The sequence below is a fragment of the Actinomadura rugatobispora genome, assembly GCF_055379765.1.
Genome location: NZ_AP029191.1, coordinates 6,137,913 through 6,159,933 on the forward strand (window position 1 = coordinate 6,137,913; position 22,021 = coordinate 6,159,933).

The 22,021-nt window shown below is 73.0% G+C and carries 23 protein-coding genes; 10 read left to right on the top strand and 13 right to left on the bottom strand.

Annotation, left to right across the window (positions count from 1 at the left end; genetic code table 11):
- Positions 1 to 32 precede the first annotated feature (32 nt).
- From ACZ466_RS27580 to ACZ466_RS27600, 5 genes are all read right to left on the bottom strand, one after another.
- Positions 33 to 890, bottom strand: a complete 858-nt coding sequence (locus ACZ466_RS27580) for an FAD binding domain-containing protein (RefSeq protein ID WP_464043991.1) — start codon at positions 888 to 890, stop codon at positions 33 to 35.
- Positions 887 to 3,259, bottom strand: coding sequence for a xanthine dehydrogenase family protein molybdopterin-binding subunit (locus tag ACZ466_RS27585; RefSeq protein WP_378282757.1), 2,373 nt, complete (start codon positions 3,257 to 3,259; stop codon positions 887 to 889). Before ACZ466_RS27585 ends, ACZ466_RS27580 begins: the two co-directional genes overlap by 4 nt.
- Positions 3,256 to 3,765 carry a (2Fe-2S)-binding protein gene (locus tag ACZ466_RS27590; protein ID WP_378282756.1) on the bottom strand — a complete coding sequence of 170 codons (510 nt, stop codon included), beginning with the start codon at positions 3,763 to 3,765 and terminating at the stop codon, positions 3,256 to 3,258. The genes ACZ466_RS27585 and ACZ466_RS27590 overlap by 4 nt, the downstream gene beginning before the upstream one ends.
- Positions 3,766 to 3,986: 221 nt before the next feature.
- The gene (locus ACZ466_RS27595; protein WP_378282755.1) at positions 3,987 to 4,700 is read right to left on the bottom strand and encodes a CHAP domain-containing protein; all 714 of its coding nucleotides are present in this window, start codon (positions 4,698 to 4,700) and stop codon (positions 3,987 to 3,989) included.
- Complete coding sequence (locus ACZ466_RS27600; protein ID WP_378282754.1) at positions 4,700 to 4,843, bottom strand: hypothetical protein; 144 nt, start codon at positions 4,841 to 4,843, stop codon at positions 4,700 to 4,702. Before ACZ466_RS27600 ends, ACZ466_RS27595 begins: the two co-directional genes overlap by 1 nt.
- Positions 4,844 to 5,000: 157 nt before the next feature.
- On the opposite strand from ACZ466_RS27600, the gene ACZ466_RS27605 reads away from it, so the two are divergent.
- Positions 5,001 to 5,180, top strand: coding sequence for a hypothetical protein (locus ACZ466_RS27605; RefSeq protein WP_378282753.1), 180 nt, complete (start codon positions 5,001 to 5,003; stop codon positions 5,178 to 5,180).
- Positions 5,181 to 5,505: 325 nt separating this feature from the next.
- Here ACZ466_RS27605 and ACZ466_RS27610 read toward each other — a convergent pair whose 3' ends face one another.
- Both ACZ466_RS27610 and ACZ466_RS27615 read right to left on the bottom strand, forming a co-directional pair.
- The gene (locus ACZ466_RS27610) at positions 5,506 to 5,817 is read right to left on the bottom strand and encodes a hypothetical protein (RefSeq protein ID WP_378282752.1); all 312 of its coding nucleotides are present in this window, start codon (positions 5,815 to 5,817) and stop codon (positions 5,506 to 5,508) included.
- Between the two features lie 54 nt (positions 5,818 to 5,871).
- Positions 5,872 to 7,428, bottom strand: a complete 1,557-nt coding sequence (locus ACZ466_RS27615; RefSeq protein WP_378282751.1) for an alkaline phosphatase D family protein — start codon at positions 7,426 to 7,428, stop codon at positions 5,872 to 5,874.
- 283 nt (positions 7,429 to 7,711) lie between these two features.
- Here ACZ466_RS27615 and ACZ466_RS27620 point away from each other — a divergent pair, with 283 nt between their 5' ends.
- The 6 genes from ACZ466_RS27620 to ACZ466_RS27645 all read left to right on the top strand — a co-directional run bounded on the left by ACZ466_RS27620 (position 7,712) and on the right by ACZ466_RS27645 (position 13,760).
- Positions 7,712 to 8,164, top strand: coding sequence for a cupin domain-containing protein (locus ACZ466_RS27620; RefSeq protein WP_378282750.1), 453 nt, complete (start codon positions 7,712 to 7,714; stop codon positions 8,162 to 8,164).
- Positions 8,165 to 8,244: 80 nt separating this feature from the next.
- Positions 8,245 to 8,586, top strand: a complete 342-nt coding sequence (locus tag ACZ466_RS27625; protein WP_378282749.1) for a hypothetical protein — start codon at positions 8,245 to 8,247, stop codon at positions 8,584 to 8,586.
- Positions 8,576 to 10,084 carry a sensor histidine kinase gene (locus ACZ466_RS27630; protein WP_378282748.1) on the top strand — a complete coding sequence of 503 codons (1,509 nt, stop codon included), beginning with the start codon at positions 8,576 to 8,578 and terminating at the stop codon, positions 10,082 to 10,084. The genes ACZ466_RS27625 and ACZ466_RS27630 overlap by 11 nt, the downstream gene beginning before the upstream one ends.
- Positions 10,081 to 10,746: a response regulator transcription factor gene (locus tag ACZ466_RS27635; protein WP_378282747.1), complete on the top strand. Its 666-nt coding sequence runs from the start codon at positions 10,081 to 10,083 to the stop codon at positions 10,744 to 10,746. The genes ACZ466_RS27630 and ACZ466_RS27635 overlap by 4 nt, the downstream gene beginning before the upstream one ends.
- Before the next feature lie 118 nt (positions 10,747 to 10,864).
- Entirely contained in the window at positions 10,865 to 12,499 is a 1,635-nt protein-coding gene (locus ACZ466_RS27640) for an SLC13 family permease (RefSeq protein WP_378282746.1), read from the top strand.
- Between the two features lie 61 nt (positions 12,500 to 12,560).
- Positions 12,561 to 13,760, top strand: coding sequence for a glycerate kinase family protein (locus ACZ466_RS27645; protein ID WP_378282767.1), 1,200 nt, complete (start codon positions 12,561 to 12,563; stop codon positions 13,758 to 13,760).
- 17 nt (positions 13,761 to 13,777) lie between these two features.
- Here the strand turns inward: ACZ466_RS27645 and ACZ466_RS27650 are convergent, their stop codons facing one another.
- From ACZ466_RS27650 to ACZ466_RS27665, 4 genes are all read right to left on the bottom strand, one after another.
- A complete protein-coding gene (locus ACZ466_RS27650) occupies positions 13,778 to 15,103 on the bottom strand; it encodes a dicarboxylate/amino acid:cation symporter (RefSeq protein WP_378282745.1) in 1,326 nt (441 codons plus the stop codon).
- A 171-nt stretch (positions 15,104 to 15,274) separates the two neighbouring features.
- Complete coding sequence (locus ACZ466_RS27655; RefSeq protein ID WP_464043993.1) at positions 15,275 to 15,367, bottom strand: putative leader peptide; 93 nt, start codon at positions 15,365 to 15,367, stop codon at positions 15,275 to 15,277.
- A gap of 59 nt (positions 15,368 to 15,426) precedes the next feature.
- Positions 15,427 to 15,666, bottom strand: a complete 240-nt coding sequence (locus tag ACZ466_RS27660) for a hypothetical protein (RefSeq protein WP_378282744.1) — start codon at positions 15,664 to 15,666, stop codon at positions 15,427 to 15,429.
- Complete coding sequence (locus tag ACZ466_RS27665) at positions 15,659 to 17,026, bottom strand: PspC domain-containing protein (RefSeq protein WP_378282743.1); 1,368 nt, start codon at positions 17,024 to 17,026, stop codon at positions 15,659 to 15,661. Before ACZ466_RS27665 ends, ACZ466_RS27660 begins: the two co-directional genes overlap by 8 nt.
- A gap of 144 nt (positions 17,027 to 17,170) precedes the next feature.
- Here ACZ466_RS27665 and ACZ466_RS27670 point away from each other — a divergent pair, with 144 nt between their 5' ends.
- Complete coding sequence (locus ACZ466_RS27670; RefSeq protein ID WP_378282765.1) at positions 17,171 to 18,343, top strand: ATP-binding protein; 1,173 nt, start codon at positions 17,171 to 17,173, stop codon at positions 18,341 to 18,343.
- Here ACZ466_RS27670 and ACZ466_RS27675 read toward each other — a convergent pair.
- The gene (locus tag ACZ466_RS27675; protein ID WP_378282742.1) at positions 18,340 to 19,548 is read right to left on the bottom strand and encodes an RNA-guided endonuclease InsQ/TnpB family protein; all 1,209 of its coding nucleotides are present in this window, start codon (positions 19,546 to 19,548) and stop codon (positions 18,340 to 18,342) included. The genes ACZ466_RS27670 and ACZ466_RS27675 overlap by 4 nt on opposite strands.
- 176 nt (positions 19,549 to 19,724) lie before the next feature.
- Between ACZ466_RS27675 and ACZ466_RS27680 the strand changes: the two genes are divergently transcribed.
- Positions 19,725 to 20,357, top strand: coding sequence for a LuxR C-terminal-related transcriptional regulator (locus ACZ466_RS27680; protein WP_378282741.1), 633 nt, complete (start codon positions 19,725 to 19,727; stop codon positions 20,355 to 20,357).
- A 21-nt stretch (positions 20,358 to 20,378) separates the two neighbouring features.
- Here ACZ466_RS27680 and ACZ466_RS27685 read toward each other — a convergent pair whose 3' ends face one another.
- On the bottom strand, positions 20,379 to 21,302 hold the full coding sequence (locus ACZ466_RS27685; protein ID WP_378282740.1) for a TIGR03564 family F420-dependent LLM class oxidoreductase: 924 nt from the start codon (positions 21,300 to 21,302) through the stop codon (positions 20,379 to 20,381).
- Positions 21,303 to 21,483: 181 nt separating this feature from the next.
- Between ACZ466_RS27685 and ACZ466_RS27690 the strand changes: the two genes are divergently transcribed.
- A complete protein-coding gene (locus tag ACZ466_RS27690; protein ID WP_378282739.1) occupies positions 21,484 to 22,017 on the top strand; it encodes an AAA family ATPase in 534 nt (177 codons plus the stop codon).
- The last annotated feature ends 4 nt before the right edge of the window (positions 22,018 to 22,021 follow it).

The window sequence follows — 22,021 nt, forward strand, 5'->3', positions numbered from 1 at the left end:
TGTGGCGGGAAACCACAGCGGGTCCGGCGGGGTCAGGCCGTGGCGGCGGTGGCCAGTGCTCGTTTGGTCAGCACCTTGGCCAGGTGCCTGCGGTACTCGGCGGAGCCGTGCAGGTCGGTGGGCGGGGTGGTGCCGTCGGTGGCGGACTCCGCCGCGGAGCGGAACGAGTCGTCCGACACCGTGCGGCCCGCGATGAACTCCTCCACCGTGCTCGCCCGCACCGGGACGGGGCCCATGTTGGTCAGGGCCACCCGGGCGTCCTCGATCGCGCCGCGCTCGCGCCGCACGGCGCACGCGACGCCGACGACCGCCCACGCCTGCGCCGTCCGCTGGAACTTCTCGTAGTGGACGCCCCAGCCCGGGCCGAGCTTGGGCACGCGCACGCTCACCATCAGCTCGTCCGGCTCCATCGCCGAGGTCATCCAGTCGACGAAGAAGTCACGCGCCGCGATCTCCCGCTCGCCGCGCACCGAACGGACCAGGACGACCGCGTCCAGCGCCACCGCCACCGCGGGCAGGTCGCCCGCCGGGTCGGCGTGCGCCAGCGAGCCGCCGAACGTGCCGCGATGCCGCACCGCCGGATCGGCCACCGTCGCCGTCGCCTCGGCGATGAGCGGGGCGTGCTCGTTCACCAGCGGGTCGCGCACCACCTGGTGGTGGGTGGCCATCGCGCCGATGACCAGCGCGTCGCCGTCGTCGCGGATCTCCCGGAGCGGGTCGATCCGGTCGAGGTCGATCAGCGCGTCCGGGTAGGCCAGCCGCAGCCGCAGCAGCGGCATCAGGCTCTGCCCGCCGGCCAGCGCCTTGGCGTCCTCGCCCGCCTCCGCCAGCGCCGAGACGGCCTCGTCGAGCGAGGCGGGGCGCACGTACTCGAACCGCGCGGGAATCACTCCGCACCTCCTGCCTGCCGCAGCGCCCGCCACACCCGTTCGGGCGTGCACGGCATCGGGACGTCGTTCACGCCGTAGGGGCGCAGCGCGTCGACGATCGCGTTCACCACGGCCGGGGTCGAGGCGATGGTGCCGGCCTCGCCGACGCCCTTCACCCCGAGCGGGTTGGACGTCGCCGGGGTCTCGGTGCGGTCGGTGGTGAAGTCGGGCAGGTCGGCCGCCGACGGCACCAGGTAGTCGGCCATCGTGGTGGTCGTCAGGTTGCCCTCCTCGTCGTAGACGGCCTCCTCGTAGAGGGCCTGCGCGATGCCCTGCGCCAGCCCGCCGTGCACCTGCCCCTCCACGATCAGCGGGTTGACGACCTTGCCGATGTCGTCGACCGCGACGTACGAGCGCAGCCGCACCATGCCGGTCTCGGTGTCGACCTCGGCCGCGCACAGATGGGTGCCGTGCGGGAAGGAGAAGTTCTCCGGGTCGAACGTCGACTCGGCGTCCAGCGACGGCTCGACGCCGTCCGGCAGGTCGTGCGCGGCGAACGCCGCCGTCGCGACCTCCTGCAGCGTGCGGCCCGCGTCGGCGACGCCGCGCACGCTGAACCGCCCCGCGTCGAACTCCAGGTCGCCCTCGTCGGCCTCCAGCAGGTGCGCGGCCACCTTCCGGGCCTTCTCGATCACCTTGTCGCAGGCGCCGTACAGGGCGATCCCGCCGACCGCCAGCGACCGCGACCCGTAGGTGTCCATTCCCTTCGGGGAGACCGCGGTGTCACCGTGCAGCACCTTCACGTCCTCGAACGGCACCCCGAGCCGGTCCGCGGTGATCTGCGCCCACGCGGTCGCATGGCCCTGGCCGTGCGGCGACGAACCCGTCACCACCTCGACCTTGCCGGACGGCAGCACCCGCACCGACGCGTGCTCCCAGCCGCCCGCCCCGTACGACAGCGACCCCAGCACCCGCGACGGCGCCAGCCCGCACATCTCGGTGAACGTCGACACCCCGACGCCCAGCTGCACCGGATCGCGGCGCTCGCGCCGGTCAGCCTGCTCGGCGCGCAGCTTGTCGTACTCGAACAGCGCCAGCGCCCGCTCGGTCGCCGCCTCGTAGTTGCCCGAGTCGTAGGTCAGGCCCGCGATCGTCTCGTACGGGAACTCCCCGTGCCCGATCCAGTTCCGGCGCCGCACCTCGATCGGGTCCAGCCCGAGCTCGTCGGCCAGCTCGTCCATCAGCCGCTCGATGGCGTAGGTGGCCTCCGGCCGGCCCGCGCCCCGGTACGCGTCCGTGGGCGTCTTCGTGGTGAAGATGCCCGTGCACGTGAACGAGTAGGCGTCCATCTTGTAGATGCCGTTGAACATGAACGCGCCCAGGATCGGGATGCCCGGCGTGACCAGCATCAGGTACGCGCCCATGTCGGCCAGCAGGTCGACCTTGAGCCCGCGGATCCGGCCGTCGCGCTCGGCCGCGAGTGTCAGCCGCTGGATCTGGTCGCGGCCGTGGTGGACGGTCATGTTGCCCTCGCTGCGCGACTCGGTCCACTTGACCGGACGGCCCAGCCGCCGCGCCAGCAGCAGGCACAGCACCTCCTCCCCGTACACCTGCAGCTTGGAGCCGAAGCCGCCGCCCACGTCCGGCGCGACCACCCGGATCCGGTGCTCGGGGATCTCGGTGACGACCGACAGCATCAGCCGCAGGATGTGCGGGATCTGCGTCGCCGAGTAGAGCGTGAAGTCGTCGCCCTCCGGGACGCAGACCACCGCGCGCGGCTCCATCGCGGTCGGGATCAGCCGCTGCTGCACGTAGCGGCGCTCGATCAGCACCGGCGCGTCCCGCAGCGCCGCGTCGACGTCGCCGTTCTCGAACACCCAGCGGTAGCTCTCGTTGGTGCCGAGCGAGGCGTGCACCAGCCCGTCGTCGCCGCGCTGCGCCCGCTCCATGTCGACCACCGCGGGCAGCGGCTCGTAGTCGACGTCGATCTCCTCCAGCGCGTCGACGGCGGTGTACCGGTCGCGGGCCACCACGCACGCCACCGGTTCGCCCGCGTAGCGCACCTCGTCCACCGCCATCGGCGGATGGTCGGGATGCTTCATGTCCTCGGTGACCGGCCACGCGCACGGCAGGCCGCCCTGCTCGGCGGCGAGGTCGGCGCCGGTGAGCACCGCCACCACCCCGGGGCGGGCGAGCGCCTGCCCGACGTCGACGCTCTCGATCCGCGCGTGCGCGTGCGGGCTGCGCAGGAACGCCACGTGCAGGGTGCCCTGCGGCTGGATGTTGTCGGTCCACCGGGTGCGGCCGGTGATGAGCCGCGCGTCCTCGGTGCGCCGCCGGGGCGAGCCGACCTCGCGCGCCGCCGTGCCCGCCTCGCCGGTCACCGTCATGAGGTCGCCTCCCGCTCCGCCGCCGGCCGGCCCTCGCCCTGGACGCGCATCTCCGCCGCCGCGCCGCGCACCGCGCGGACGATGTTCTGGTAGCCGGTGCACCGGCACAGGTTCCCCTCGAGCCCTTCCCGGATCTCCTCGTCGGAGGGGTCGGCGTTCTCCCGGAGCAGGTCGATCGAGGCCAGGATCATCCCGGGCGTGCAGTAGCCGCACTGCAGCGCGTGCTCCTCGTGGAAGGCCCGCTGCATCGGGTGGCGTTCGCCGTCGAGGCCGAGCCCTTCGATCGTGGTGATCTGCCTGCCGTCCGCCTGGACGGCCAGCAGGGAGCAGCTCTTCACGCTCATCCCGTCGAGCAGGACGGTGCAGGCGCCGCAGTTGGTGGTGTCGCAGCCGATCGGGGTGCCGACCTTGCCCAGCCGGTCGCGCAGGTAGTGGATGAGCAGGAGCCGGGGTTCGACGTCGTCCTCGTACATCGCGCCGTCGACCTCGACCTTGATTCGGGGCATTCGTTCTCCCAGGGACGTCTCGGGGGTGGGGCTGGCAGGGAGAGACGTCCCTGAGGGCGGAGCGCGCTGGTCGGGCCACGGCATCGGGGCCACCTCCGGGGCGGGAGGGCGAACGACCCTACGAACCTATGCCGATGTTGAAGTGTGTACTAGCCCCTGATGTGGCCTTTTTCACACCCCGCCGGACCTGGCTCACATCCCGGGCGAGCCCGCTGCGCACCTCAGTGGACCCGCAGCAGGACCGGCCAGGTCTGGGGCCCGACGATCCCGTCCGGGGTGACCCGGCCCCAGACCTGGACCGCCCGGACGGCCAGCTCCACCTCGGTGTCGAACGGACCGTCCACCTCCCCGATCTCCGGATGCGAACGCGCCAGCAGCAGCGCCCGCAGCGTCTGCACGTGCTCGCCGGTGGCGCCCCTGCTCAGCTCCGGCAGCTTCTTCACGATCTCCTCCGTCCAGTGCGACGATGCGTAGTCCGGCCGCCCGTACCCGGCGATCACCGACGACGACCGCACCCGCCGCTTGCACGCGTCGTCGGTGTTGGCCTCGATCGTCTGGACGCGGCCCCCGCCGAGGGCCTTCTCCACGACCCCCACGTGGTCGATGGCGCCGATCGTGTTGGACGTCCCCCAGTCGAAGAACACGATGTCGCCGGGCTCGGCGTCGTCGACGTTCTCGGTCGTCCCCGTGAACCAGCGGTCGATCTTCTGGAAGTCCTGGGCGTGCCACACGGTGTAGGCGCGGTCGCCGCCCGGCAGCACCGCCTCCACATTGTCGGAGCGCCGCGCCCAGTAGGTGACGGCCATGTCGCACCACGCGGCCTCCAGGAACTCGTCGCCGTGCCGCTCGGCGTACTCCCGGGTGATGACGTTGGGCCGCCCCGACAGCCCCAGCGACTCGCGCGCCTCGGCGAGCATCCCGTCGGCCGTCCCCATCAGGAGACCTCCTCGCCGCGGTAGATCCCGTCCGGGTCGGGTTCCCCGTACAGCCCGCGGAGGACCTGCTCCTCGTCGTCCTCCGTGGCCCTGTGGACGTCGGGGTGGACGTCGACCTGATCCATCTCTGCGGGCAAGCTCACGGCGCCTCCGTAAGTGGGCCGTCATGTCATGTCAAAGAGTAATCCAATGACTACCCAGAGTGCAAACGGGCCTGGTAAACGCCCTAGCCACATCCGGCCGCCGTGACCTACGAACGGCGCTCTCGCGCGTTCAACCTCTGACGAGACAGGAGAGCGCATGCCGCCCGCGATCACCCGCCGCCACCGGCCAGGTTTCCTCTTCTACTACGACGAGGGGGAGCCCCTCCGCCGCCGGGGTCGCCTGAGCGCCAACGTCATCAGGGCCGTCACCGTCTGCGCCGTCCTCGCGCTGATCCATCTGATCGGCCTGACCCTCGGCCCCGTCATCCACTCGTGAAACCCGGGCCTGCGACGCAACCGTGATGCTGACGGCGCCCTGATCTCCGGAATGTTTGCCAATACGGGAGGCAAGCGAAAGTTCCGGAATGGCGGGCGGCGTTACATTAGTAACTGGCCTGTGAGACGAGCGAGGGAGCCGGACCGGAGGAACTCCGAGAGGGGAACCGAAGAGAAGGCTGAGAGGCCGGAAGCCATGAGCACGAGGCGGAAGGCGACCCCTAGCACCTGATCTGGACAATGCCAGCGCAGGGAGAGCGCCTCACAGGTCACTCTTGTGTCCTCGTCTCTTGTGCCCCGGCCTCTCTCGAGCGCCCGGTCGCCGCTCAGGTGGTGGGGGGTGGTTGGGGGGTTGGTTGGGGTGCGGGAGTTGCGGGAGTTGTCGGCTGGTAGGCGGGTGTTCGGGCGCCGGTGAGGCCCAGGGCGAGCATGATGCGGCCCACCTTCGGCCATTTCTGCTCAATGGCGCGGGCCGCCGCGTAGTAGGCGGCGGTCACCACGGCGACGGCCGCGGCGGTGGCGGTCGCGCTGGTGTCGTCGTCCAGCACGATGCCCGCCTCCGTGGCCAGCCAGGTGAGCGCCGCGCCGACGGCGACCGGGACCCAGGTGCGGATGAGGCTCACGACGTAGTCGTTCATGACGACCTCCTCGGGTCACCATGGTCGCCGTTCAGCGGCGGTTTTCCAGTGGCCCTAGCGGATGGGTTGCAGTGACTTGGAGTAAATGGCGTTGCCGTCGATGTCACGAAGGCGGGCGGTGAACTCGCCGGAACGGCCGTCGATGGCGACCTCGCCGAAGAACTGGTAGCCCTCGGCGGGGGAGGTGTTGGCGCGCGGGGGCGTCTTCCTGAAGGCGAGCTGGGGGCCGAAGGTGCCTTCGAGGTTGTTGGGGCCGAAGGCGCCGGCGTTCAGGGGGCCGGTGACGAACTCCCAGAACGGGTCGAAGTCCTTGAACGCGGCCTTGGACGGGTCGTAGTAATGCGCCGCCGTGTAGTGGACGTCCGCCGTCAGCCACACCATGTTGCGGACCTTGTTCTTCTTGGCGTAGGAGAGCAGGTCGGCGATTTCGCGTTCGCGGCCGAGAGGGGCCCCGTTGTCGCCCTGGGCGATGCCCTCCTGGGCGGCCGAGCCGTCCGGGACGATGAGGCCGATGGGCAGGTCGGCCGCCATCACCTTCCAGGTGGCCTTGGAACGGCGCAGCTCCCGCTTGAGCCAGGCGAGTTGGTCGGCGCCCAGGACGCCCTCGGTCTGGGACGCATTGTTGTTGGGGCCGTTCGGGTCCTTGTGCGTGCGCATGTCCAGGACGAAGACGTCCAGCAGCGGCCCGTAGGAGATGCGGCGGTAGAGGCGGCCGTCCTTGGGGGCCTGGACGGCGGTGGGCGTGTACTCGAACATCGCCCTGCGCGCGCGGGCGGCCAGGACGTCCACGCGCTTCTCGGTGTACTGCGGCAGGTCGAGGATCTCGCCCGGGTACCAGTTGTTGGTGACCTCGTGGTCGTCCCACTGGTAGATCATCGGGACGTGCGCGTTGAACGCGCGCAGGTTGGCGTCGTGCAGGTTGTACCGGAACTGGCCGCGGTACTCGGCGAGCGTCTCGGCGACCTTGGTCTTCTCCGGGGTGACCAGGTTGCGCCAGGTGCGGCCGTCGGGCAGCGCGACGGTCTCGGTGAGCGGGCCGTCGGCGTAGACGAGGTCGCCGCTGCACAGGAAGAAGTCCGGGTCGAGGGCGCCCATGGCCTTGAAGATCCGGTAGCCGCCCAGCTCGGTGTTGATGCCCCAGCCCTGGCCGGCCAGGTCGCCCGACCAGACGAAGCCGAGGTCGGCGTGGTGCCGCGGCGCGGTGCGCAGGCGGCCGGTGGCGGCCTCGGAGAGCGCCGAGCCGCGGTCGAGGTCGGCCAGCCGCACCCGGAAGTGCAGTTCCTCGCCGGCGGGCAGGCCGCGCAGGAACGTCTTGCCCGTCAGGTCGGTGTCGGGCGTCAGGACGGGGCCGCGGACCTGCCGGGCGTCCTTGAGGTCGGGCCGCCGGGCGATGTCGACGATCATGCGCGCGGGGCGGTCGGACCTGGCCCACACCACGGCCTCGTGGGCGGTGACGTCCCCGGTCTGGACGCCGTGCGTCAGCAGCGGCCGGCCCGAACGGACCAGGCCGGGGGAGGCGGCGGCCGCGCCGCCGCCGAGCAGCCCGCCCAGGGCCGCTCCGGCGCCCGCGGCCAGGCCGCCGCGCAGGACGCTCCGTCGGTCCGGCTTCATCGGCGTCTCCGTTCTCGTGGGGGTGAGTCGCGGTCGCATGCTCGCGGAGGGCGGTGGCCGACGCATGAACTCCGGACATATGGTGATCTTCTTCTGATCGACTTGACAATGCCCCGTGACCAGGGTGTCCTTGTCTGCGTGCCAGCGCGAATCTCTCTCGGTTGCCCTGTGGCCCTCCGCCGCGTGGCCAGCGCGCTGTGTCGTCCTTCGTGTCGTTGAGCCAGATCTCTGACCTTTCCGGCCCGACCGGCCGATCTTCGGCCGTTTCCGAAGGACCTTCCGCATGGTTCCCGATCTCACGATGCGCGGTCAGGACGACCCGCACGGCCGCGTCACGTTCCGGCGCCCCCCGACCGTAGGGCAGCTCGCCGCCCGCGTCCACGAGCTCAGCGCCGCCCCCGGCGGCTGGTGGCGGCTGGTCCGGTTCGACCCGGCCGGCCCGGTGCGGGTGCCGCTGGAGGAGGGCGACGGCGTCCGGCTGTGGCTGGTCACCTGGCCGCCCGGGCACCGCACCGACGTGCACGACCACACCGCCACCGAGGTCAGCACGGTGATCGCGGGCGAGCTCGCGGAGGTGCGGATCACCCCGGACGGGGTGGTGCGGCGCCCGCTGCGCGCCAACCGGGTCCGCGTGCACGGCGGCGGCCGCACGCACGAGCTGACCAACCCCGGTCCCGCGTACGCGATCACGCTGCACGGCGCCCTGTCCGGCCCGTCGGGGGAACGCGGGCTCTGACCTGGTCGTTGAGCGCCAGATGAAGAAATCCTCATCCTGGCCTCATCGGGGCTTTCGCCGCGTCCGGCACGCTCGGCGGCATGAGCAGCAGCATCGTGCAGCGTGTCGCGGTCATCGGGGCCATCGTGGCCGTCCCGCTGGGCATCGCTGGGATCAGCCAGGTCCTGTCGGACTCTCCGGGCGAGCCGAACGTCCCGTCCCGGGTGCAGGTCGGGGACGGCAGCGGCACCAGATCGACCGGCCCTCCCGCCCCGGCTCCCAGCCAGACCCCGCCGGTCCCGGGGCGGACGGCGGTCCCGGGGCAGGGCGGGAGCCCGTCCCCGTCCGGTTCCTCCCAGCCGCCCTCGGTCGTCCCGGCGCCGCCGCCGGTGTACGACGACGACGCCGACGACGTGGGGGACGACGGACCGGATGACGGCTGACGGAACCGAGGGCACCCGGCCCCTCCGCACCCCCGGCCGTCCGGGCGTCTCGGCCCGGATGCGCATCATGCTGTGGCTGGTCGGGGTGATGGCGGTCGCGCTCGCCTCGGTGGGGCTGATGGTGCGGGCCATCCTGGTCGCCGAGGTGGAGGGCGACGGCAACCAGCTGCTGGAGCAGGAGGCCCGCGAGTTCGAGCAGTTCGCCCGGGAGGGCCGCGACCCTGCCACCGGGCGGCCCTTCACGGACGCGGCTCCGCTGCTGTTCACCCATCTGCGCCGCCAGCACGCCGACGACGACGAGCTCCTGCTGGGCGTGGTGCCGGACGGCCGGATCATCCGGCAGGACCGGGAGGGCGGCCCCTACAACCTCGCCGACGACGCCGCCGCGATGCGCCGCATCCTGGACGCGCCGGGCCCCTCGGGCCGCACCGAGAGCCCGGCCGGGGAGATCCGCTGGGCCAAGGTCGAGACGGTCACGCCGGGCGGCGCGCGGGGGGCGTCCGTGCGGCCCGCCTCGTTCGTGATCGCCTACTTCATCGAACGCGACATCGCCGAGGTGGACCGGATGATGCGCGTCATGGGCGGGGTCTCGGCCGCCGCGCTGCTGTGCGGCGCGGGCATCGGCTGGATCGTGTCGGGGCGGATCCTGGCGCCGGTACGGCTCGTCCGCCGCACCGCCGCCGAGATCACCGAGCAGGACCTGGCCCGCCGCATCCCGGTGTGGCGGCACGACGACGTGGGCGAGCTGGCGGCCACGTTCAACGCGATGCTCGACCGGCTGGACCGCGCGTTCGCGACGCAGCGGCAGTTCGTCGACGACGCCGGGCACGAGCTGCGCACGCCGATCACGATCGTGCGCGGCCATCTGGAGCTGATGGGCGACGACCCGGCCGAGCGCGAGGAGACGATGCGGCTGGTCACCGACGAGCTGGACCGGATGAGCCGCATCGTGGAGGACCTGCTGCTGCTGGCCAAGGCGGAGCGGTCCGACTTCGTCCAGCTCCAGTGGGTGCCGGTGACGGAGCTGACCAGCGACATCTACGCCAAGGTGCGGGCGCTGGGCGACCGCGCCTGGGTGCTGGACGGGATCGGCGAGGGCGACGCGCGGGTCGATCCGCAGCGGGTGACGCAGGCGGTGGTGCAGCTGGCGCACAACGCCGTCCGGCACACCGGGCCCGGCGACGTGGTGCGCGTCGGGTCGGCGCTGGACGACGAGCGGGCGCGGTTCTGGGTCGCCGACACCGGCCCCGGCGTGCATCCCGACGACGCCGAGCGGATCTTCGAGCGGTTCGCGCACGGCGCGGCGACGACGACGTCGGGCGGGCGTCGGCCGCGTACCGGGGCGGGGCTGGGCCTGGCGATCGTCCGGGCGATCGCCGCCGGCCACGACGGGACGGTGCGCCTGGGCGGCACGTACGGCCAGGGCGCGACATTCGAGCTCGACCTGCCGCGGGCGGGTCGCGGGAACGGCCGGGAGGGGCAGGTGACGTCCGCGTGAACAGGATCCTCATCGTCGAGGACGAGAACCGGATCGCCACGTTCATCGAGAAGGGCCTGCGGGCCAACGGGTTCAGCACGACGGTGGCCGAGGACGGCGACATGGCGCTGTCCCAGGCGTTCGGCCGCGGCTTCGACCTGATCCTGCTGGACATCGGGCTGCCCGGCCGGGACGGGTTCACCGTGCTGCGGGCGCTGCGCGAGGCCCAGGTGGCGACCCCGGTGATCGTGCTGACCGCGCGTGACTCCGTCCAGGACACGGTGGCGGGGCTGGAGGGCGGCGCGGACGACTGGATGACCAAGCCGTTCCGGTTCGAGGAGCTGCTGGCGCGGGTGCGGCTGCGGCTGCGCGGGGCGTCGCGGGCGCCCGAGACGACGCTGCTGCGGTCGGGCTCCGGCGACCTCACCCTCGACCTGCGCACCCGCCGCGCCCGCGCCGGGGACCGGACCGTCGACCTGACGGCGCGCGAGTTCGTGCTGCTGGAGCTGTTCCTGCGCCATCCGGGGCAGGTGCTGTCGCGCGAGCAGATCCTCTCGCACGTGTGGGGGTACGACTTCGACCCCGGCTCCAACATCGTGGACGTGTACGTGCGGGCGCTGCGCAAGAAGCTCGGGGACGGCTGCGTGGAGACCGTCCGCGGCATGGGGTACCGCCTGCCTTGACGGGGCCGCCCGTTGGATGAAGATTGCCTCATGCGCCGTTCATGACCGGCTCACCGCCGCTTCGCAGGATCGACATGTGAGATCGAAGCGAGCGGTGGTGCGAGAAGCCGGACCGGCGGTGCGAACGGCGACGGGCAGAGGGACGGATGAGACAGGCGCGACCGGCCAGGCCGGCGACTCCGGCACGGCCGCACAGACCAGCGGGACCACCCCGACCGGAACGTCCGGAGAGGCCGGATCGCCCGGTCCGACCCGCACGCCCGCCCCGTCCGCTGAGACGCGGCAGACCGGCGAGCGGCCCGGCCCGCCTGGGCTGAACCCGCGGGGCCGTAAGGCGGCGGTCCGGTACGGCCTCCTGGCGCTGGCGGCGGTCGCCGCGTGCGCGGGCGCCGTGTTCGGGGTGGACGGGCTCGGGACGCCCGGCCGCGTCACGCTGGCGGTCTTCGCGGTGGCGACGCTGCTGTGGATGTTCAGCCCGATCGACGACACCTATGTCGCGCTGGCCGCCGGGCTGGTGCTGGTCACCGCCGGGGCGCTGGAGGCCGACGTGCTGTTCGGCAGCCTCGGCGACCCGACGATCTGGCTGCTGATCTGCGCGTTCGTCCTGGCCGCCGGGGTGACGCGGACCGGGCTGGCCACCCGCGCGGCGGCGTTCTTCGTCGCGGGCGCGCGGACCGTGCGGCAGCTCGCGCACCTCACCACCGCCGCGCTGGTCGCCGGCGCGTTCGCGATCCCCGCCACCTCGGGACGGGCCGCGCTCGCGCTGCCGGTGTTCCTCGCGCTGGCGGGCGCGCTGCGGGAGCGGCGCCGGGTCGTCCTGGCGCTGGCGCTGATCTTCCCGGCGGTGATCCTGCTGTCGGCCGTCGCCACGCTGATCGGCGCCGGGGCGCACCTCATCACCGCGGAGATGGTCGCGCAGGCGACGGGGCACCGGATCGGGTTCGTCCAGTGGCTGCTGCTGGGCACGCCGCCGGCGATCGTCTCCGCGCATCTGGCCACCGAGGTCATCCTGCTGCTGACCACCACCCGCGCGGACCGCCGCCTGCCCGTGTCGGTCCGGGCCGAGGACGTCGGCGCCGCCGCCGGGGTGCGGGTGACCGGCCGGCTCACCGACCACCAGGCCCGTTCGGCGGCGCTGCTGGCGGTGGTGGTCGTGCTGTGGTGCAGCGAGCCGCTGCACGGGGTGCCGCCCGCCGTGGTCGCGCTGGTCGGCGCGGTCGTCAGCTGCTCGCCGCTGCTCGGGACGGTCCGGCTGGGCGAGTCGCTGAAGACGGTTCCGTGGTCGATGCTGCTGTTCATGGCCGCGACGATGGCCATGGGGGTGGCGCTGACCACCTCGGGCGCCGCCGCCTGGATCACCGGCGGCCTCTTCGCCCGCTCCGGCGGCGCGCCGCCGCCCGCCTGGCTGTTCCTGGGCGGCGTCGTCGCCGTGAGCACGCTGGCCCACCTGGTGCTCCAGTCGCGGTCGGCGCGGTCGAGCGTGCTGGTGCCGCTGGTCATGACGGCGGCCCTGGGCGCCGGGATCTCGCCGGTCGCGGCGGCGTTCGCGTCCACGGCGGCGGCCGGGTTCTGCCTGACGCTGCCGTCGTCGGCGAAACCGGTCGCGCTCTTCCACGGGATCGAGGACGTGCCGACGTACACGCCGCGCGACCTGCTGCGGGTCTCGGCGGTGCTGGCGCCGCTGACCGCCGCGCTGGTGCTGGCCTTCGCGCTGTACGTGTGGCCGCTGCTCGGCCTGCCCGTCACCCGCTGAGCCTCGGGACTCCGGCCCCCTTGTCCTGTCACCGCTGTCGAAGGAGTTTCCGTTGCGGATCGTGATCGCCCCTAGCGGGTTCAAGGAGTCGTTGAGCGCCGACCAGGTCGCGGCGATGATCGCCCGCGGGGTGCGGCGGGTGGTCCCGGGCGCCGTGATCGACACGCTGCCGCTGGTGGACGGCGGCGAGGGCTCGGCCGCGGCGCTGGCCCGCACCACCGGGGGCCGGATCGTGCCGCGCGTCACCACCGGGCCGATGGGACGGCCGGTGGAGTCGCACTACGCGGTCATGGGCGGGCCGGGGCCGCGGACGGCGGTGGTGGAGATGGCGGCGACGGCGGGCCTGCGGCTGGTCCCGCGGGACGCCCGCGATCCGGGCCGCACGACCACCGCGGGCGTGGGGGAGCTGATCGCCGCGGCGCTGGACGGCGGCGCCCGCCGCGTCCTGGTCGGCTGCGGCGACTCGGGGACGTCCGACGGCGGCGCGGGCGCGCTGCGGGCCCTCGGCGCCCGGCTTCTGGACGCGTCCGGGAACGACCTCCCGCCCGGGGGAGCCGCACTGGCGCGGCTGGCGCGGATCGACGCCTCCGGGCTGGACCCGCGGCTGGCCCGTACGGAGCTCCTCGTGGCCTGCAACCCCTGGAACGTACTGTGCGGCGAGCACGGCGTGGCGCGCGTGTACGGGCCGCAGAAGGGCGCGACCCCCGCGCAGGCGGAGGCGCTCGACCGGGCCCTGTGCCGCTGGGCCGACATCCTGGAACGCGACATGGACGTCCCCGCCGGGGTCGATCTCCGTACCGGCCCGGGGAGCGGCGCGTCCGGCGGGCTCGGCGCGGGGCTGGCGGCCGCGGGCGCCCGGCTGCTGCCGCGCTTCGAGGTGCTCCTGGAGCACGTGGACCTGGACGGGCTGCTCGCCCGCGCCGATCTGGTGATCACCGCCGAGGGCGCGATCGACCGGCAGACCTCGCGCGGCAAGATCCCCGCCGAGGTGGCGCGGCGGGCCAAGCGGTACGGCAAGCCGGTACTGGCCCTGGCCGGGACGATCGGGCCGGACGCCCATCTGGTCTACGGCAGCGGGATCGACGCGTTCGCCGGGATCCTCCCCGCCCCGGTGGACCTGGCCGAGGCCCTGTCCCGGGGCGAGGAGTTCCTGGCGGACGGCGCGGAGCGCGCGCTGCGGATGGTGCTGCTCGGCACCGCCCTCAACCTCGCCGCGCCCGGCCGCGCCGGCGCGGGCGCGGGCGCGGGCGCGGTTCGATGAGCCGCGGACGAGGCCGGTCAGGTGCCGGCGGGCTCGGGCGCCGCCTTCCGGGTCTCGGGCGTCTCGTCCGGCGCCGCGGATCCGGAGGTCAGCTCGACGGGGACGGCGTTGAAGACGTCCTCGTCCAGCAGCTTCTCCGAACGGGCCACCAGCACCGGGACGGTGAGCTGCCCGGCCACGTTCAGCGCCGTCCGGGCCATGTCGATGACCTTGTCGATGGCGATCAGGTAGCCGACCGCCTCCAGCGGCAGGCCCACGGTGGTCAGCGTCAGCGTCAGCGCGACCAGGGCCGGGCCGGGCGTGCCGCCGGTGCCGAGCTGGCCGATGACCGCGGCCAGCGCGATCAGCGCGTAGTCGGCGAAGCCCAGGTCCAGGTTCATGTACTGCGCGACGAAGATCGCGGCCACCGCCGGGTAGATCGCGCCGCAGCCGTCGAACTTGATCGTGGCGCCCAGCGGCTGCGCGAAGCTCGCGTACTCGGGGTGGACGCCGTTCCGCTCGATCTGCACCTTCTGCGCGATCGGGAGCGTGGCCAGCGACGACGACGACACGAACGCGAACTGCAGCGCGGGCCAGCTGTTGCGGTAGAACTTCAGCGGCGAGACCCGGCCGAAGGCGCGCAGCAGCACCGGGTACCCGACCACCAGCATCACCAGCACCGCCAGGTAGATCGCGCCGGTGAACTTGGCCAGCGGCTCCAGCGAGCTCGCCCCGTAGGTCGCGACCACGGAGGCGATCAGGAAGAACGAGCCGATCGGGGTGAGCAGCACCACCCACCACACGATCTTCTGCATGACCACGTACAGGTCGTCGAACAGCGCGGTCAGCCGCTCGCCGCGCTCGCCGATCGCCACCAGCGCGGCGCCGAGCAGCGCGGCGAAGGTGACCAGGCCGAGGATGTTGCCCTCCGCCATGGCGTTCACGATGTTGGACGGGAAGAGGTTCTCCAGGACCTGGGTCCAGGTGACCTCCTCGGTCTCGGCGCTCTCGGTGGCGAGCTTGCCCAGGCCCTCGCCGGGCTGCACGAGCAGGCCCACGGCCAGCCCGATCGCGGTGGCGATGGCCGAGGTGACCACGAACCAGCCGAGGGTCTTGGCGGTCAGCCGGGCCACGCTGCCGACGTTGCGCAGCCGGCCGATGCTGACCACGATGGCCGCCAGCACCAGCGGCACCACGATCACGCGCAGCAGGCTGGTGTAGACGCCGCCGAACGGGTCGAGCCAGGTCTCGGCGAGCTTCTCGCCGTCGCCGAGGTTGTTGAACGCGGCGCCGACGGCGACACCGAGGACGAGGGCGAGCACGATCTGCTGCCAGAACTGCCATTTCCAGACGCGCAGGTTCACTGCCGGGGTCTCCAGACATGAGGCACCGTCCGGTCGCGCGGCACGGCGGCACGCGGTACGGCGTACGCGGCACGGACGCATGCTTGTGGCACGGCGGCGCGCGGCGGCGGCGGGACGGTGGGTTCCGGGGTGGGGAGAAGGGAAAGGGGGAGCGGGAGCTTGCCGGGGGCGTCAGGCGCGACACAGCACGCTGGCGAGGCGGCACAGATCGATGTGCAGCCTCGCCACGAGCATGATGATCTTCTCTGAGAACCTCACGGGCATATCCAACCGTAACGATCGGAAAAGCAGTTCCCCTCGGATAAGGTGATCTCCGTCACACTTCAGTGGCGGCGTGAACGGGTCAGGACCCGGACGATCCCCACCAGACCCAGCCCGACCAGCAGCGCCGGCCCGAGCACCTGCGGCCCCGCGACCAGCTCGCCGGTCACCCCGCCGGCGACGAAGACGCCCGCGACACCGAGGAAGAACAGCCCCGTCACCACCGACCCGGGGTCGAACCGCCGCCGCTTCCCGCCGTCCTCACCGAGAGCCCCGCTCTCCTCGCGCACCGGCTCAGACACGGGTCACCACCACATCGCTCACCCGGCCGCGGACGCGCAGCGCGATCACCGGCGGGTTCTTCGCCGCGGCGCCCTCGGCCTCCAGGACCTGCTCGGCGCGGGCGTTGGGACCGCTGATCGTACGGCCCGCCAGGTCCAGATCGCCCAGCAGGACCCTCGCGTCGACCTCGACCCGGGCGGACCGGGGCACCCGCACGTCCAGCTCCCCGAAGGTGATCTCGGCGGTGACGTGCACCCGCTGCCCGGGACGCAGGGGCAGCGCGGTGAGGTCGAGCCGTCCCGAGCCCGCCGCGATCTTGTAGTCCTGCTGGGTGCGGGCGGCGTCGGCGGGCCGCCACTCGACCTCGCCGTACCGGGCGTCGCGGGGCGCCTCGGCGGCCACCGAGGAGGTCAGCAGCGCGCAGGTCAGCACCGTGCCCATGGTCGCCAGCCCGCGCGCCCGGAACCAGCCGCCCATCAGCAGCCCGCACCCGACGACGGCGAGCGCGGACGCCGTCACCAGCATCGCCCACTGCGGACCCGGATACGTCTGCGCCACCGGCCAGGTCGCGGCGGCGACGGCCATCGCGCCCAGCAGGGTCACGGACGTCAGCACCGCACGGTGGCGGCGGTCCTTGTGCGCGGGCGGGTCCGCCACCCGCCCGCCGGGCGCCCGTCCGGCCCCCTCCGGCGGCACTGCCGTCGCCCCGTCTGGCGGCGCGGCCGCCGCCCCGCCGCCGGACGGGCCCGGCCCGCGCGGCCTGCTCAGCGTGGCCAGATCGATCATCCCTTCGGACCACCCGCCCCCGGAGCCCCCGCCCCCGGAGCCCCCGCCGCCTTGAGGGCCGGAGTCCTTCTCGAGCGAGACGACCGAATCCGCCCCTTCGGCCGCCGGGTCCTTCGGCTCCAGCGGGTACCCGTGCAGCCGCTCCGGGAACGACCGCGCCGCCGCGCCCAGGTCGACCCCCCGGGCGTGCGCGGTCAGCAGCACCAGCCCCGTCACCGTCAGCACCGCGATCGTGTCGGTGGGCACGCCCGCCTGGAACACACCGTTGCCCATGAGGCTGAGCGCCATCGACGCGCACAGCAGCGCGCCCAGGATCGACAGCGTCCCGGTGGCGTCGAACCGGCGCCGGAACACCTGCTCCATCAGCGCCGCCCGGTCCGGCGCGGCGGGCATGAACAGCGCCGCCGCGATGTACAGCAGGATCCCCTGGCCGTGCGCCAGCACCATGATCGCGAAGCCGACCCGGTACACCACCGGGTCGATGCCGGTGTACCGGCCCAGGCCGGTGCACACCCCGGCCAGCACGCGGCCCTCGGTCACGCGGGCCAGCCGCGAGGGGCCCTCGGCACGGGGCGTGTTCTGCTCGTCCGCCATGGTCCCCATCGTCGCGCCCGCTCACCCGCGCGCGGTATCCGGGACGCCCCTGACCTGACCCTGAGGATGACCGCACCCGTTCAGGGCCGTGCCCTGATGCGGGCGCGACAGCACCGCGGCAGCATCGTTACCGTGGGAACCGCGATGGTGAGCGAAGAGGCGAGGCCGGTGGCACGGCTGGAGCGGCGCGGCGAGGGCCGGCTGCTGGCCGGCGTGTGCCGCGGCCTGGCGAGCCATCTCGGCGTCGAGGCGTTCTATATCCGGGGCGCGTTCGTCCTGCTGACCCTGGCCAGCGGGCTGGGTGTCGCCGCGTACATCGCGTTCTGGGTGCTGGTGCCGCTGCGGCGGGAGGAAGAGGAGGCCGCGTCCAGGCGGAACGGCCGCGACTGGGGGCAACTGCTGGCCTACGGGGCGGTGGCGACCGGGCTGTCCGTGCTGACCTGGGGCGCCGGGTTCGCGCAGGCGGCGTTCTGGCCGTTCGTCGCCGGCGGTGTGGGCGCCTCCATCCTGTGGCAGCAGGCCGACCGCGACCAGCGGCAGCGCTGGGTGGTCCCGCTGCGGCAGATGTGGCTGCGCAGCCTGCTGGGCGTGCTGCTGGTGGTCGGCGGCATCGGCGGGTTCGTGGCGCAGCGCGTGGACGTGGGCCAGGCCCGGTCCGTGATCATCGCGATGCTGATCATCCTGACCGGGGTGGCGGTGATCGTGACCCCGTGGGTGGTGCGGCTCTGGCAGGACCTGGACGCCGAGCGGCACGAGCGGATCCGCTCGCAGGAGCGCGCCGAGCTGGCCGCGCACGTCCACGACTCCGTCCTGCACACGCTGACCCTGATCCAGCGGAACGCGCACGACCCCCGCGAGGTGCAGCGGCTGGCCCGCTCGCAGGAGCGCACCCTGCGCACCTGGCTGTACCAGCCGCGCGCCGACCCCGACCGCACCTTCGCCGCCGCCATCAAGGAGACCGCCGGGCAGGTGGAGGACGACCACGGCGTCCCGATCGAGGTGGTGTGCGTCGGCGACACCGATCTGGACGACCGGCTCGACGCGGCCCTGCAGGCCGCCCGCGAGGCCATGGTGAACGCCGCCAAGTACAGCGGGGCGCCCAGCGTCTCCGTCTACGCCGAGGTCGAGGGCGACGACGTGGCGATCTTCGTGCGCGACCGGGGCAAGGGCTTCGACCTGGAGCAGATCCCCGAGGACCGGATGGGCGTGCGGGGGTCCATCATCGGACGCATGGAGCGCAACGGCGGCACGGCCGAGCTCCGCACCGCCCCCGGCGAGGGCACCGAGGTACGTCTGGAGATCAACTCCCGGCCCTAAGGAAGGACAGGGGTTGCAGCTCGTGACAGTCCCTGACGAGAGGACGGTGACACGGCCGCATGGGGCGCGTTGACGAGCACCCACGCCGTTCGCGCCCGTGTGCGCACGTTCACGGCGGCGATGTGGTCGGCCGGGCCGGCGAGCCCGCAGACCACGCAGCGAAAGGTGTCCCGGCTGGGACGGTTCCTCCTGGACACGTGCCGGCAGCGCGGGCAGGTCTGGGAGGTGTGGTGGGCGTCCACCGTGAGGACCGGGACACCGGCCCGCTCGGCCTTGTAGGCGACGAAGTCTCCGAGTTGGTGGAAGGGCCAGGAGGAGTGGGTGACCCGCCGGTGCCGTGGAACCCTTGTCCGGTCGCGGATGCCCTGGAGGTCTTCCAGGGCGATGCCGCGTCCGGTGCGTTCGGCATCGGCCACCACGCTCTTGGCGATCGCGTGGTTGATGTGGGTGGCGTGCCGGGTCTCCCGGCGTGCCCACTTCTTGAGCTTGCGTTTGGCGGACTTGGTGCCCTTGGCCTGCAGTTCGGCCCGGACCCGCGCCATGCGGCGCCGGTAGTGCTGCAGGCCCCGGCCCTGGTGGTTCACCCCGTCGCTGGTGGTGGCCAGGTTGGCGATGCCCCGGTCGACCCCGACCCAGTCCCGGGGCTCATACGTCTCGGGTGTGGGGATATCGCAGGTGGCGATCAGGAACCACTTCCCGCCCCGCACCACGAGATCGCTCTCGCCTCTGCGGTGCTCGGCCAGCGTTTTGAGCTGCGCGGCCGAGCCGGTGTAGGGGAGGTGTTTCAGGCGGCCGTGGACCGTCCAGATGCTCACGGTCCGTGCGTCCGTCTGCCAGGACAGGTTCCGGTCGTCGTAGGGGTGCGCCGCATCCTTGCGGAAGGTGACCGGTTTGCTCTCGGCCTTGATCCGACGGGGCGAGTCGTGCCTGCCCAGGTTTCCGGCGCGGATGGTGGCGCGCAGGGTGGTGTAGGCGTCGACGACCTTCTTGATCACGCGGACGGCGGCCTGGGCGCCCAGGCCCTGAGCCCGCAGATCGGCGTACACGGCCCGATGCAAAGGGACCTGCCGCGCGTTCAGGGCGAACCGGTGGTAGGCCACCTCCGATGCGTGGTCGGCCGCGGCGTTGACCGCCGTCAGGGTCGCCGCGAGCGCGGCCGCCTGCTCGGCGGTCGGCAGCAGCCTCACCTGAACCACGATTTTCACGGTCGTGACCGTAACAGACCCCACCGACATAATCACTCAACGTCACCCTCAGGTGGCGCCTATCACCTTGAACGCCAGCGGGGCTCCGCCGTGGCGGCGGACCCCCGACCCCTCTGCTCCGCAGGGGGACCATTTCCTCCCCGCCCTCAAGGACGGGGTCTCCACGGAGGTATCCGATGAAGAACAGCGTGGTGCTGGTGGACGATCACCAGATGTTCCGGACCGGGGTGAAGGCCGAGCTGGGCGACGGCGTGGAGATCGTGGGCGAGGCGGGCGACGTCGACGAGGCGGTCGCGGTGATCCGCGCGGCGAAGCCGGATGTCGTGCTGCTGGACGTGCACCTGCCCGGCGGCGGGGGCATCGAGGTGCTGCGCCGCCTGCACGGCTCGGTCCCGTCCCGGTTCCTGGCCCTGTCGGTGTCGGACGCGGCCGAGGACGTGATCGGGGTGGTCCGCGGCGGCGCCCGCGGCTACGTCACCAAGACGATCTCCGGCCCGGAGCTGACCGACGCGATCGCCCGCGTCGCCGAGGGCGACGCGGTCTTCTCGCCCCGCCTGGCGGGCTTCGTCCTGGACGCCTTCGCCGCCAGCGACGTGCCCGCCGTGGACCCCGAGCTGGACCAGCTCACCCAGCGCGAGCGCGAGGTGCTGCGCCTGATCGCCCGCGGCTACGCGTACAAGGAGATCGCCAAGGAGCTGTTCATCTCGGTCAAGACGGTCGAGACGCACGTGTCGAGCGTGCTGCGCAAGCTCCAGCTGTCCAACCGGCACGAACTGTCCCGCTGGGCCGCCGCCCGCCGCCTCGTCTGAGCGGTTTCAGGACGGACCCGGTCAGGGGGCGAGGGCGCCGAGGGCCTGCCAGGTGCGGCGGCGGTCGGGCTCGCCGGCGATGTCGGTCTGGGTGACGACCACCTCGGTGGCGCCCGCGTCGCGGTAGCTCTGGACGGCCGCGGCCAGGGCCTTCTCGTCGCCGACGGTGACCAGCTCGGCGGCGCGGGAGGCGCCGGACAGCTCGATCACCCGCTGGTAGGAGGGGATCGAGTCGTAGAAGGCGGTCTGCGCGGCGGCGGTCTCGCGGGTGGCGTCGACCCGGTCGGTGACCACGGCGGGGACGGCCGCGACGATGCGGGGCGCGGGGCGTCCGGCGCTCTCGGCGGCGGCGGTGACGGCCGGGACGATGTGCTCGCCCAGCGCGCGGGGACCGGCGAGGAAGGGCAGCGTGCCGTCGGCCAGCTCGCCGGTCGCGCGGAGGGCCTGCGGGCCCATCGCGGCGACCAGGAGGGGGACGGGCGGTTCGGCGCCGGGCAGCGCGGCGGGCATCGGCGGCGCGGCGGTGAGAATCTCCCCGTGGACGTCGGCGGTGCCGGTCTCGAAGATCGAGCGGAGGATGGTGAGGAAGTCGCGCAGCCGGGCGATGGGACGGTCGTAGGGGAGGCCCAGGCTGGACTCGACGAAGGCGGGGGCGCCCAGCCCCAGTCCGAGGTGCAGGTTGCCGTGCGTGGCGGCCTGGGCGGTCTGCGCCTGGTGGGCGACCGGCAGCGGATGGCGGCCGAAGATGGGGACGACGGAGGTCCCGACGGCCAGTCCGGGCACCTCGCGTCCGGCGATCCCGGCGATGGTGATGGCGTCGTGGTCGAACCGCTGGGGGAACCACGCCGAGCGCAGGCCGGCGCCGGCGGCCTCCCTGGCCAGGTCCACCTGGAGGTCGACGGCGTTGCCGGTGCGGGGGAGGGGGATGACTACTCCGATGGTCATGGCAGCGGGAACCTCGGTGGATTTCCGGGTATTCCCATCGGGAAGCTTTGAATGTTCCGGGTACCCGGACGGAAGGGCGGGAAGGCCGCGCGGTGATCGGATTCTGGTGTGCGGGCGACGGCCGAGTGTGCCACTGTGATCGCATGTGTTTCCGGCGTTCTACCCATTTCGGGCGCTGAGCATGGACGGACGAGGGGCGGCGGTCCACCTCATCACCGGCGTGCAGGCGGCCGGCAAGTCCACGGTCGCCCAGGCCCTGGCGGAACGGCTGCCGCGGTCGGCCCACGTGCGCGGCGACGCGTTCCGCCGCTTCATCGTGGGCGGGCGCGCCGAGATGAGCCCCGACCCTTCACGGGAGGCCCTGGCCCAGCTTCGGCTGCGCCACCGCCTGGCGGCCGGCGCCGCCGACACGTACGCGGAGGCGGGATTCAACGTCGTCCTCCAGGACGTGGTGCTCGGCGAGATGCTGCCCTGGCTCGTGAACCAGATCCGGACGCGGCCCCTGTACGTGGTCGTGCTGGCCCCGCAGCCCAAGGTCATCGCGGAGCGGGAGAGGGGCCGCGCCAAGAAGGCGTACGGCCCGTTCACCGTCGACGACCTCGACCGCGCGCTGCGCGAGAACACGCCGCGGATGGGGCTGTGGCTGGATTCCTCCGGCCAGTCGGTGGAGGAGACGGTGGACGAGATCCTGGAGCGGGCCGTCCCCCAGGAGTGACCGC